The sequence below is a fragment of the Arthrobacter globiformis genome (genome assembly GCF_030818015.1).
GTDB lineage: Bacteria > Actinomycetota > Actinomycetes > Actinomycetales > Micrococcaceae > Arthrobacter > Arthrobacter globiformis_C.
The window spans coordinates 3,314,713-3,326,791 of sequence record NZ_JAUSZX010000001.1; the positions used below are offsets into that span (position 1 = coordinate 3,314,713).

At 65.0% G+C, this 12,079-nt stretch carries 8 protein-coding genes; all 8 read right to left on the minus strand.

Features of this window, described 5'->3' with window-relative positions; translation table 11 throughout:
- Positions 1 to 40: 40 nt before the first annotated feature.
- On the minus strand, positions 41 to 1,093 hold the full coding sequence (locus tag QFZ23_RS15540) for a 3-isopropylmalate dehydrogenase (protein ID WP_306924240.1): 1,053 nt from the start codon (positions 1,091 to 1,093) through the stop codon (positions 41 to 43).
- A gap of 168 nt (positions 1,094 to 1,261) precedes the next feature.
- Positions 1,262 to 2,821 (minus strand): methionine--tRNA ligase, encoded by a 1,560-nt coding sequence (gene metG / locus QFZ23_RS15545; RefSeq protein ID WP_306924241.1) that lies wholly within the window; start codon positions 2,819 to 2,821, stop codon positions 1,262 to 1,264.
- Positions 2,822 to 2,855: 34 nt separating this feature from the next.
- A complete protein-coding gene (locus tag QFZ23_RS15550; protein WP_306924243.1) occupies positions 2,856 to 3,611 on the minus strand; it encodes an ABC transporter ATP-binding protein in 756 nt (251 codons plus the stop codon).
- Complete coding sequence (locus tag QFZ23_RS15555; protein WP_306924245.1) at positions 3,608 to 6,400, minus strand: ABC transporter permease; 2,793 nt, start codon at positions 6,398 to 6,400, stop codon at positions 3,608 to 3,610. Before QFZ23_RS15555 ends, QFZ23_RS15550 begins: the two co-directional genes overlap by 4 nt.
- Before the next feature lie 230 nt (positions 6,401 to 6,630).
- Positions 6,631 to 8,220 (minus strand): phosphoglycerate dehydrogenase, encoded by a 1,590-nt coding sequence (gene serA, locus QFZ23_RS15560; RefSeq protein ID WP_306924247.1) that lies wholly within the window; start codon positions 8,218 to 8,220, stop codon positions 6,631 to 6,633.
- A gap of 115 nt (positions 8,221 to 8,335) precedes the next feature.
- A complete protein-coding gene (gene ilvC, locus QFZ23_RS15565) occupies positions 8,336 to 9,361 on the minus strand; it encodes a ketol-acid reductoisomerase (protein WP_306924249.1) in 1,026 nt (341 codons plus the stop codon).
- A 74-nt stretch (positions 9,362 to 9,435) separates the two neighbouring features.
- Positions 9,436 to 9,948 (minus strand): acetolactate synthase small subunit, encoded by a 513-nt coding sequence (gene ilvN, locus QFZ23_RS15570; RefSeq protein ID WP_050054685.1) that lies wholly within the window; start codon positions 9,946 to 9,948, stop codon positions 9,436 to 9,438.
- A gap of 2 nt (positions 9,949 to 9,950) precedes the next feature.
- Positions 9,951 to 11,852: an acetolactate synthase large subunit gene (locus QFZ23_RS15575; protein ID WP_306924252.1), complete on the minus strand. Its 1,902-nt coding sequence runs from the start codon at positions 11,850 to 11,852 to the stop codon at positions 9,951 to 9,953.
- Positions 11,853 to 12,079 lie beyond the last annotated feature (227 nt).

Here is a 12,079-nt window from a genome sequence, read left to right on the forward strand (position 1 = left end):
GATTGGTAATTCAGGTCAAGCTTACGCCTGCTGGCGGAGGCTAAACGGCCGCCGCAATGGCGTCGCCAATGGCGCTTGTGCTGCGCACTTCGCCGTTGCGGCTTTCGACGTCGGCCACCACCGCGGCCTCGATCCGCCGGGCCGCGCCGGAGTAGCCCAGGTGGTCCAGCAGGAGGGCTGCGGACAGGATGGCAGCCGTCGGGTCCGCCTTCTGCTGGCCGGCGATGTCGGGTGCGGAACCGTGGACGGGTTCAAACATGGACGGCGCCGTGCGGTCCATGTTGATGTTGCCCGAGGCCGCAAGGCCGATTCCGCCGGTAACGGCGGCAGCAAGGTCGGTGATGATGTCGCCGAAGAGGTTGTCGGTGACGATGACATCGAAGCGGGCGGGATCGGTGACCATGAAGATGGTCGCGGCATCGATGTGCAGGTAGTCATGGGTGACCTCGGGGAATTCCTTGGCCACGGCCTCGACAGTGCGCTTCCACAAGTGGCCGGCAAAGACCAGCACGTTGTGCTTATGGACCAGGGTCAGCTTCTTGCGCGGGCGCTCGTTGGCCCGGCGGAAGGCATCCCGGACAACGCGCTCCACGCCGTGGGCCGTGTTCAGGGAAACCTCGGTGGCCACCTCGTGCGGCGTGCCACCGCGCAGAGTGCCGCCATTGCCCACGTAGGGACCCTCGGTGCCTTCTCGGACGACGATGAAATCGATGTTGCCCGGTTCAGCCAGCGGGCTGCCCACCGTGCCGTACAGCCGGGAGGGGCGCAGGTTGACGTAGTGGTCAAGGCTGAAGCGCAGTTTGAGGAGCAGTTCGCGTTCGATCAGCCCGGACGGGATGCGGGTGTCCCCCGGCGCTGCACCGATGGCGCCGAAGAGGATGGCGTCGCGCGTCTTCAGGTCCTCGAGAACAGCATCCGGCAGGGTCTCGCCGGTCTCAAGCCAGTGCTGGGCACCGAGCTCGTAGTGGGTCTGGTCAAGGGTGACGCCCTCGGCGGCCACGACCTTTTCGAGAACCTTCAAGGCTTCGGCGGTGACCTCCGGCCCAATGCCGTCGCCCGGGATGACAGCGAGATTGATGGTAGATGCGCTCATATTTTTAGGGTAGCCAAGCCATCCACATTCTGGTCAAGCCGTCTCATTATTCGGTCACTGGAACCAACGCCTCCTCAGCTTTCGCCGCCCAAACGCAAACGCTTCCTCACTTTCCTGAAGAAAGTGAGGAAGCGTTTGGGGAAAAGCTGCAGGACGTGAGGAAGCGTCCTAGGCGTCCGCGGGTTCCTCGTACTTCGGGAACACCGGTGCGGGGGCAGGCAGTTCCGTGCCCGCGGCGATCGGCGTCGCGATGGCCGAGAACTCCCGGGGCGCACCTTCCGGCTGGCCGAGGTACCCGAGCAGGGCGGCGGTGGCCGTGGGCATGACCGGCTGGGCGAGGATCGACACGATGCGCAGCACCTCGAGGGTGACATAGAGCACCGTCTGCATGCGCTCGACGTCGGTCTTCCGCAGCACCCAGGGCGCCTGCTCGGCGAAGTACGCGTTGGTGTCCCCCAGCACCGTCCAGATCGCCTCGAGGGCGCGGCTGAACTCCTGCTTTTCGAACGCCGCACGTGCCTGCTCCAGGAGCGCGTTGGCCTGGGCCAGGATTGCAGTGTCCGAGTCCGTGAACGCGCCCGGCACGGGTACCCGGCCCTCGCAGTTCTTGGCCACCATGGACAGTGAGCGCTGGGCGAGGTTACCGAAGTTGTTCGCCAGGTCGGAGTTCATCCGGCCCACGATGGCCTCGTGGTTATAGCTGCCGTCGGCGCCGAACGGAACCTCGCGCAGGAAGAAGAAGCGGACCTGGTCCAGGCCGTACTGGGCGACGAAATCAGCAGGGGCAACGACGTTGCCAAGGGACTTGGACATCTTGACGCCGTTGTTGTGCAGGAACCCGTGGATCATGACCCGCTTCGGCAGGTCAAGGCCAGCGCTCATGAGGAAGGCCGGCCAGTAGATGGCGTGGAAGCGCGAGATGTCCTTGCCGATGATGTGGACATCGGCGGGCCAGTACCTCTTGAACGACTCCGATTCGACGTCCGGGTAGCCGGCGCCCGTGAGGTAGTTGGTCAGCGCGTCGACCCACACGTACATGACGTGCTTTTCGTCGCCCGGGACGGGTACGCCCCAGTCGAAGGTGGTGCGGCTGATGGACAGGTCCTCGAGGCCGCGCTTGACGAAGCTGATGACCTCGTTGAAGCGGGACTGCGGCGCGCCGAACTCCGGCTGAGCCTCGTACAGGGCCAGCAGCTTGTCCTGGTAGGCGGACAGCCGGAAGAAGTAGCTTTCCTCGGCGGTCCAGGTCACCGGAGTGTCGGTCTCCTTGGTGTACCGAGCACCGTCTTCCTTGACCACGGTGTCATCTTCACCGTAGTAGGCCTCGTCCCGCACGGAGTACCAGCCCTCGTACTTGGACAGGTAGATGTCTCCGTTGGCTTCCATCTTCTTCCAGATGGCCTGCGAGGCGGTGTAGTGGTCCGCGTCCGTGGTGCGGATGAACCGGTCGTAGGTGATGCCGAGGGCGGCGTGCGCGGCCTTGTAGATTTCCGCGTTCCGGTCCACCAGTTCCTTGGGTGAGACGCCTTCCTTCTCCGCGGCCTGAGCAATCTTGAGCCCGTGCTCGTCGGTGCCGGTCAGGAACTTCACGTCGTAGCCGTCGAGCCGCTTGAACCGGGCCATTGCATCTGTGGCGATGTACTCGTACGCGTGGCCGATGTGCGGCACGCCGTTCGGGTAGGTGATGGCCGTGGTGATGTAGAAGGGGCTCTTGTCTGAGGAAGTCACGGGCGGAACGTTACCTTTATGCGGAGGGATGGATCTAGATCAGTTCGGTCAGCGTATCGCTCAGCCGGACCAGTTCGTGGTCATGTGACGCCACGAGGACTGCAATGCCGTCGGACGTTGTGTCCTTGAGGATGCTGATGATGCGGTTGGCGGAGGCCCGGTCCAGGCTCGCCGTGGGCTCGTCCACCACCAGGACGCGGGTGCCCAGGATCAGGGCGCGGGCGATGGCGACGCGCTGGCGCTCACCGCCGGAGAGCTGCTCGGGACGGTGCCGCATGCGGCGTCCGAGGCCCACAAGGTCCAGCAGGTCCTTGGCCATCTCGCGCCGCTGCTCCACCTCGCCGTCCGGTACCGCGGGGAGGAGGACGTTCTCGAGCGCGCTCATGCCGTCGATCAGCGCGCCGCCCTGGTCAACGTAGCCGATCAGTGCCCGGCGCCGGTCGGCGATCTCGTCGTCGCTCATAGTTTCAAGGGAATCGCCCTCCCACAGCACCCGGCCCGACGTCGGCAGGGTCAGGCCCGCTCCGACGGTCAGGATGCTGGTCTTGCCCGAGCCGCTTCGGCCCGCCACGCAGTGCATCTCCCCAGCGCTCAGGGTGAGGTCAAAGCCGTCCACGACGCTGACGGCGTCGGACCCGTTCTTGCCTCCGCCGTAGCGGATGGTGATGTTGTTCAGCTCCAGCGGGGTGGCGTGGTCGGCCGCCTTGACGATGGTGTTGGCCCGGGTCTGGGCAGGGCTCTCGCCTTCGTTGTTCCCGCGGGCGCGGCGAAGGTTCAGGTCGTTAGTCATTTGACCACTTTCGTTGCAATCGGAATCCAGCAGAGAACCGCCACGAGCCCGGCCACTGCGGCCCACAACGCGGCGTAGGGGGCAAGAACAAGGCCGATGCCAAGGGCGCCGAGGATGCCCAGCGGCACGGCAACCGCACCCACCAAAGCATTTTCGAAGAACCGGACCTGGCCCAGCATGTCCGGGTTCCAGCCCATGGCCTGCAGCGTGCCGAGGTACCGGCGCTTGGCCTTCAGCTCGAAGCGCCCGGTCACCAGGGTGAGCAGGAGCCCCACAGCCACGCCGGACAGGCCAAGGACGATGCTCGGCAGGGCCACGCTGGCGGCGGCCAGGCCACTGAGGGCGCTGGCGCCGGCGGCACGCGGAATGTCGATCAGCAGTGCGATCAGGCCGCCGACTGCCGAGCCGAACACACCAACCGCAACGGCCAGCGAGATGGCGTTGAAGCGGTGCGTGCTCAGCTGCCTGTTCGCGAAGGTCAGCGGCGAGTCGACTGCGATGAGCTTTTCGTCGTGCTGCGGCTCCTGGTCGACTACCTCGCGGTGCCGCAGCTGCTGGGCGGCGAAGAAGGCCGCGCCCAGGTACAGGGCCAGCACGGACGCCGAGACGATGGCCGTGGCGATGTTCCAGCTCACGAGGCTGAGCACTATGCCGGCCACGGCCAGCAGCCCGGCGCCGACGGCGAACTCCTCCAGCACCCAGGAGCGGATGCGGCGCTGGGTCCAGCCCATGGCGCGCAGCGTGCCGGCTTCGCTGCGGCGCAGCCGCACGTAGCTGACAGTCGACGCGCCGGTCAGCAGCGCGGCGCCGCACAGCGTGAGGAACAGCAGCGTCAGGTTCGTTGCCGTCAGTGACCCGGCGACGGCGTCGGCGGCGTTCTGCCTGACCCACGACTGCTGGACGGTTCCCAGCGCGGATTCCTTCCCGGCGTCGTCCTTGGAGTAGCCGGGAACGAAGATGTTGGCGTCCTCGCGGGCAGAACCGGCCACAACGGTGGCTTCGAGTCCCATGTCCCGGATCTCGGCGGCGAGCTTGTCCACCTCGGGCTGGACCTGCTTCCAGCTGCCGGCGGCGCTGGCGCGGACGCGCACAGCGTCGATTACGGAGGCGTTCTTCTCGTAGCCGCGGGCAGCAGCCAGGCCGTAGTAGTCGGTGATGGCGCCGGCCGACTGGCTGACGAGTCCGGTGGCGCTCAGGGAGGGCTTGAGCGCGGTGTCAACGTCCTTGCCCTGCGCGTCCTTGGTCAGCGTCATGGGCGTTGGATCGTAGCCGCCGAGCGGAAGGCGGTTGACGTCACCGGCCGCCTTCTGGACAGCGCCGGGATCGAACGTGCCGTAGACCATGGCCAGCGGAGTGGCCAGCTTCTTGCCCGTTTCGAGGTTCTCCCGGTAGGAGCGCTCGTCCACGGGGTTGCGCTGGGTCTGGTCCACGGCCTCGCCGTTGGCGCTCTTCTCCGGCAGGCGGTTCACGGTGACCCACTCGCCGGGGGTGGCGGTCTTGTCCTCGGCACCGTTGCCTGCGGTGGAGCCGTCCGAGTACTTGGGGGCGGAGGCGAAGTTGGTGCTCCAGGTTGGGGGGCTGTAAAGGCCGCGGCTGAAGTTCGCCGAGTTGCCGAGCAGCTTGGAGTAGTCCGTGGACCCCGGCCAGGACAACGCAAAGGGCGACTTGGAGACGAAGGGCAGGTAGTCCTTGTCGAGGGAGCGCTCAGCGGTGCCGACTTCCTTGACCACGTTTCCGGAGTCGTCGATCTCCTCGATTTTCACGGAGTACTTCAGGTCAACCGAAGTGCCGGAGCGGACGATCAGCGGGATGGCCTGGGAGTCCTCCGTGAGCTGCCCGTTGCGCTTGGCCTGCTGGTACTGGGTCATGATGGGAGCCCAGTACTTGAGCTTCACGCCGAGGAAGTCAGGACCCTCCTCGAGCTCCTTCATTCCAATGCCGGTGGTGAAGAGGCTCTCCAGGTGCTGGCCGACTGCCTCGGCGCTGCGGGCGTCGGCCGGCGGTGCCTTTTCCAGGGGTGCCAGGAAGTCACCGGAGGTGCCCAGGAGGGCACGCTCGGAAACGGGGTCGACGGCGACCACGGACTCCGTGACCTCCGGAGCCATGGGCAGGGCAACAGTGAGGTTGAACAGGTTGTGCTCGGACCCTCCGGCCGGGGCCGGGAACTTGATCCCGGTCTCGCCTTCGGGACCGGCGATCTGGATGCTGTTGCCTCCCTCGACCTGCTGCTCCACGAGCTTGCCCTTGCCGAGAGTGCCCTCGGCAGTGGACTTGAAGAGTGTGTGCTGCGAGGAACCGTCGGAGCTTGTGGCGCTGGCCGTCAGGCGGTACTTCTTGGGGGTGTCGCTGAGCACGGACTGCGCTTCCGGCCATTTGCTGGGGTCGGTGCCGCCGGGCTGCCCGGCAGTCGCGGTGCCGACGAGTCCGGCGTTGAAGCCCAGGTAGTCCATGGCCTCCAGGCGCGGGGTCTCAAGGTTCTGCGTCACGCGCGAGACCAGGCTGATGGGCGCGGCAACAGACGTGCCGGACAGGTCCCGGATCTTCTGCAGCTGGTCGAAGCTGATGCCGCCCTGCCCGGTGGCAATCTCGGGCTGCATGAGCGTACCGTCCGAGCCCGCCTTGGCCTGGACCAAGATGTCGTAGAGCCCGCGCGAGTTCTGGTCCACGGTCCGGTTCAGCGCTGCCTGCGACTGGGTCTGGACGAGGACTGACAGGCACATGGCGAAGATCAGAATTGCAGCGGTCAGCAGCAGCACTTTGCTTCTGATGAACCTCTGGACGGCGTTCATTGGGCTCCCTGAAACCTGGATTGCGTGCGCACGCCACGATGACCGCAGAATGTGGAGGTGTCCCTTGCGGACGTGCAAAAAGTATTGGCCGGCCTGCCGGCTGGATCCTTAAATTCGACCTAGCTATTGTACGCAGACCGGCCAATCATACTTGGCCGGAATGAACTCCAGGGGACAAGGGGTTCACCCCGCGTTGGGGACCTGGCCGTTGCCGGCCAGCGTTCGTCGGACTAGTCCTCGAGGTCCACTTCGCGCACCATCTCGGCACCGATGCCGGCCTTGATGGCGTCCAGCACCTGCTGCGGGACGGAACTGTCGATGGTGAGCAGCGCCAGGACCTGGCCGCCCTCCGCGTTCCGTGCCACCTGCATGCCGCCGATGTTGATGTTGTTCATGCCCAGGATGTGGCCGATGGTGCCGATGACGCCGGGACGGTCAGCATAGGAAACCACAACGAGGTGCTCGCTGATGGGAATCTCGACGTCGTAGCCGTTCACGCCGACGAGCTTCTGCACCTGCTTGGGACCGGTCAGGGTGCCGGCCACGGAGATCTGCGCGCCGTCGCTCAGGGCGCCGCGCAGCGTCAGCACGTTGCGGTAGTCCTCGGCCTCGGGGGTGGTGATGAGGCGGACGTTGATGCCACGCTGCTCAGCGATCACGGGGGCGTTGACATAGGACACCTGCTCGGTGACGACGTCGGCGAAGATCCCCTTGAGGGCGGCGAGCTCCAGGACCTTGACATCAAGCGCGGCGATTTCACCGGCCACCTCAACGTCGATCTGGGTTACGGAGGCGTGGGTCAGCGCCGTGAAGATGCGGCCCAGCTTCTCGATCAGCGGGATGCCCGGGCGGACGTCGGGGGCGATCACGCCGCCGGCGACGTTCACGGCGTCCGGAACAAGTTCCCCGGCAAGGGCCAGGCGGACGGACTTCGCGACGGAGACGCCGGCCTTTTCCTGTGCCTCATCGGTTGACGCGCCCAGGTGCGGGGTCACCACAACGTTGTCCAGCTTGAAGAACGGCAGGTCGGTGCTGGGCTCCTGGACGAAGACGTCCACGGCGGCGCCGGCAATCTGGCGGTCCTGCAGTGCGGTGTAGAGGGCTTCCTCGTCCACGAGGCCGCCACGGGCCACGTTGATCACGTAGGCCGTGTTCTTCATTTTCTTGAAGGCGTCGGCGCCGAGCATGCCGACCGTTTCCGGCGTCTTGGGCATGTGGATGGTGATGAAGTCAGACTGCGCGAGCAGCTCGTCGAGGGTGACGAGCTTCACGCCGAGCTGTGCCGCGCGGGCGGACGTGATGTAGGGGTCGAACGCGAGGATCTCGGTGTCGAAGCCCTGCAGGCGGGCGGCCACCAGGGCGCCGATGCGGCCCAGGCCGATGATGCCGATCTTCTTCTCGAAGAGTTCAATGCCGGTGTACTTGGAGCGCTTCCACTCGCCGTCCTTCAGGGCGGCGCTGGCCTGCGGGATGTGACGGGCCAGGCTCAGGATGTGGCCCACGGTCAGTTCCGCGGCGGAAACGATGTTCGACGTCGGGGCGTTGACCACCATGACACCGGCCTGGGTGGCGGCCTTGATGTCGACGTTATCCAGGCCAACGCCGGCACGCGCGATGACCTTCAGGTTCTTCGCGGCGGCAATGGCCTCGGCGTCCACCTTGGTGGCGGAGCGGACCAGGATGGCGTCAACGTCCTCGATGGCAGAGAGCAGCTGGGAACGATCGGCCCCGTCGGTCTGACGGATTTCAAAGTCCGGGCCAAGGGCCTCGATGGTGGCGGGTGAAAGTTCTTCGGCAAGCAATACTACGGGTTTTGACACAGCTGATCCTCTGCGTTGAAGTCCTGGGGGTAAATAAAGTCTAGGCGTACGGAAAGGCCGGGCTCACATTGTTAAGTGTGAACCCGGCCTCACTGTCGCTGTGAAGGGCGCAGCCTTAGCGGGCTGCAGAGCCTTCTACGTAGTCCTGGTCCTGCTGCTGCCAGGAGAACAGGGACCGCAGCTCGCGGCCAACGCCCTCGATCGGGTGGGACTCTGCCTTGGCACGCAGCTCCTTGAATTCGACGGCGCCGTTGTCCTGGTCGTCGATGAAGCGCTTGGCGAAGGCACCGGACTGGATGTCAGCCAGGACAGCCTTCATGTTTTCCTTCACCTCGGGGGTGATGACCCGCGGGCCGGAGACGTAGTCGCCGTACTCAGCGGTGTCGGAGACGCTCCAGCGCTGCTTGGCGATGCCGCCTTCCCACATGAGGTCAACGATGAGCTTGAGCTCGTGCAGCACCTCGAAGTAGGCGATCTGGGGCTGGTAACCGGCCTCGGTCAGGGTTTCGAAGCCGTACTGGACCAGCTGCGACACGCCGCCGCACAGGACGGACTGCTCGCCGAAGAGGTCCGTTTCGGTCTCTTCGGTGAAGGTGGTCTTGATGACACCGGCGCGGGTGCCGCCAATGGCCTTGGCGTAGGACTTGGCCAGTTCCCAAGCGGAACCGGAAGCGTCCTGCTCGACGGCGATGATGTCCGGGATGCCGCGGCCGGCTTCGAACTCGCGGCGAACCGTGTGGCCGGGGGCCTTCGGGGCGACCAGGATGACGTCGACGCCCTCCGGTGCCTTGATGTAGCCGAAGCGGATGTTGAAGCCGTGTGCGAAGGCGAGGGCCTTGCCCGGGGTCAGCTTGTCCTTGATGGAGTCGTTGAAGATCGAGCGCTGGTGCTGGTCCGGTGCCAGGATCATGATGACGTCGGCCCATTCGGCCGCGTCGGCAACGTTCTTGACCTGGAAGCCTGCCTCCTCAGCCTTGGCGGTGGACTTTGAGCCTTCCTTGAGGGCAATGACAACCTCGACGCCGGAATCGCGCAGGTTCAGCGCGTGGGCGTGGCCCTGGGAGCCGTAGCCGACAATGGCAACCTTGCGACCCTGGATGATCGACAGGTCTGCGTCGTCGTCGTAAAACATTTCAGTCACTTGCGTAACTCCTCTTGAGTGGATTTCTTGTAGATGTGTCTGTCGGTACTGCGTTTGCAGGCGTTGCGCTCTGCCTAAGCGGAGCGCAGCGCCCGATCACTCATGGAGCGGGATCCCCGTCCAACGGCCAAGGTGCCGGACTGCACAATTTCGCGGATACCGAAGGGCTCGAGCACTGAAAGCAGTGCCGTGAGCTTTTCGGGATGGCCAGTTGCTTCAATGACCACCGAGTCTGTGGAGACGTCGACCACTGAAGCACGGAACAGGTCTGCAGCCTGGGTCACCTGCAGACGAGTTGCGGCATCCGCACGTACCTTGACCAGGATGTGGTCGCGCTGTACGGAAGATTCGGAGGTCAGTTCAACAATCTTGATCACGTTGATCAGCTTGTTCAACTGCTTGGTGACCTGTTCGATCAGGTCACCGTCTGCGTCGACGACGACGGTCATCCGGGAGATGCCCGGAACTTCCGTCGGGCCTACGGCCAGGGAGTTAATGTTAAAGGCGCGGCGGGCGAAAAGGCTGGCCACGCGGGTCAGCACACCGGGCTTGTCTTCGACCAGAACGGACAGTGTGTGGCGGCTCATGATCAGTCCTCCTCTTCCCATTCCGGGGTCATGTTGCGGGCAACCTGGATCTGGTCGTTGCTGACCCCGGCGGGCACCATCGGCCACACCATGGAGTCGGGGCTGACCACGAAGTCGATGACCACGGGGCGGTCATTGATTTCCAGCGCCTTCTGGATTGTTGCGTCGATGTCCTCGTCCCGCTCGCACCGGAAGGACGCGCAGCCGTAGGCCTCGCCGAGTTTGACGAAGTCCGGGATCCGGATGGTTTCGTGGCCGGTGTTCAGGTCGGTGTTGGAGTAGCGGCCTTCGTAGAAGAGGGTCTGCCACTGGCGCACCATGCCCAGCGAGGAGTTGTTGATGACAGCGACCTTGATGGGGATCTTGTTGATGGCGCAGGTGGCCAGCTCCTGGTTGGTCATCTGGAAGCAGCCGTCGCCGTCGATGGCCCAGACCACACGGTCCGGCTCCCCCACCTTGGCACCCATGGCGGCGGGGACGGCGTAGCCCATGGTGCCGGCACCGCCTGAGTTCAGCCAGGCGTGCGGGCGCTCGTACTTGATGAACTGCGCCGCCCACATCTGGTGCTGGCCGACGCCGGCAACGTAGATGCCCTCGGGCCCGGTCAGGGCGCCGATGCGCTCGATGACGCGCTGCGGCGCGCTGAGGCCGTCTTCGGGTTCGGTCCAGCCCAGCGGGTAGGTTTCCTTCAGGTTGTTCAGGAAAGCCCACCAGTTGTCCAGGTCCGGAGTTCCGGAAGTCCCGAACTGGGCGCGGACAGCTTCCGTCAGTTCCGGGATGATTTCCTTGACCGAGCCCACGATGGGAACGTCGGCGGTGCGGTTCTTGGAAATCTCAGCGGGGTCGATGTCCGCGTGAATGACCTTGGCATTCGGCGCGAAGGTCTTGAGAACGCCCGTGACGCGGTCGTCGAAGCGGGCGCCCAGGGTGACGAGGAGGTCAGACTGCTGCAGCGCGGTCACGGCCGAGACCGTACCGTGCATACCCGGCATGCCCACGTGCTGGGGATGTGAGTCCGGGAAGACACCGCGGGCCATGAGCGTGGTCACCACGGGGGCGCCGGTCAGTTCGGCCAGCTCACGCAGCTCGGCCGAGGCATGCGCCTTGACCACGCCGCCGCCCACGTAAAGCACGGGCTTACTGGCCGCGGCGATCAGTTTCGCCGCCTCGCGGACCTGCTTGTTGTGGCCGCGGACCACCGGGCGGTAACCAGGCAGGTCGATCTTCGGCGGCCAGGAGAAGGTCATCTGCCCCACCTGCGCGTCCTTCGCGATGTCCACGAGGACAGGGCCCGGACGGCCTGTCGAGGCGAGGTGGAAGGCCTCGGCCATGACGTGGGGAATGTCGTTGGGGTCCGTCACCAGGAACGAGTGCTTGGTGATGGGCATGGTGATGCCCACGATGTCGGCTTCCTGGAAGGCATCGGTGCCGATTACTCCGCTGGCAACCTGGCCGGTGATGGCCACGAGCGGAACGGAATCCATGTGCGCATCCATGATGGCGGTGACGAGGTTGGTGGCACCGGGACCCGAGGTGGCGATGCAGACGCCCACCCGCCCGGTGACCATGGCGTAGCCTTGCGCGGCGTGGCCGGCTCCCTGTTCGTGACGGACCAGAACGTGGTTCATTTTGGAGGCCATCAAGGGGTCGTAGGTGGGCAGGATCGCGCCACCGGGCAAACCGAAAATGTCGTCGACGCCGAGTTCTTCGAGCGAGCGGACAATTGCTTCTGAGCCGGTCATCACCGTCGGGGGTACGACGTTGTTCGGCCCAAGGACAGGAGAGGCGGCTGCAGCAGTGTCGACCCCGGCCTCAGCCGGCTTGTCGACGCGTTCCGGAGCCTTGGCGGCTCCAGCGGACTTTGAAGCCATCAGCGAGGGGCTGATGGGCGATCCTTTGCTCATCGAACTCTTCCTTAGTGGATCTTGAATTGGTGTGGTGCTAGAGAAAACTGAACGTTCGTCCCGCCCGGAAAATAAAAAAACCCCTCAGCCTGATGGCTTTTCGAGGGGTTGCGCGTGACAGTTCGTTACCAGTCGGGCTATGGAGCCACGCGCTTGGTAAGTACGACGACGGCGCCGACGGTAACGAATGCGATCATGCGTTCAGTTTTCCCTCTGGTAAGAAGCGT

Bases quoted from the DNA above. Each gene is read 5' to 3' on its own strand.
- QFZ23_RS15555 (WP_306924245.1), bottom strand. From the start codon at position 6,400: ATGAACGCCGTCCAGAGGTTCATCAGAAGCAAAGTGCTGCTGCTGACC.
- QFZ23_RS15540 (WP_306924240.1), bottom strand. From the start codon at position 1,093: ATGAGCGCATCTACCATCAATCTCGCTGTCATCCCGGGCGACGGCATT.
- ilvN (WP_050054685.1), bottom strand. From the start codon at position 9,948: ATGAGCCGCCACACACTGTCCGTTCTGGTCGAAGACAAGCCCGGTGTG.
- QFZ23_RS15575 (WP_306924252.1), bottom strand. From the start codon at position 11,852: ATGAGCAAAGGATCGCCCATCAGCCCCTCGCTGATGGCTTCAAAGTCC.
- QFZ23_RS15550 (WP_306924243.1), bottom strand. From the start codon at position 3,611: ATGACTAACGACCTGAACCTTCGCCGCGCCCGCGGGAACAACGAAGGC.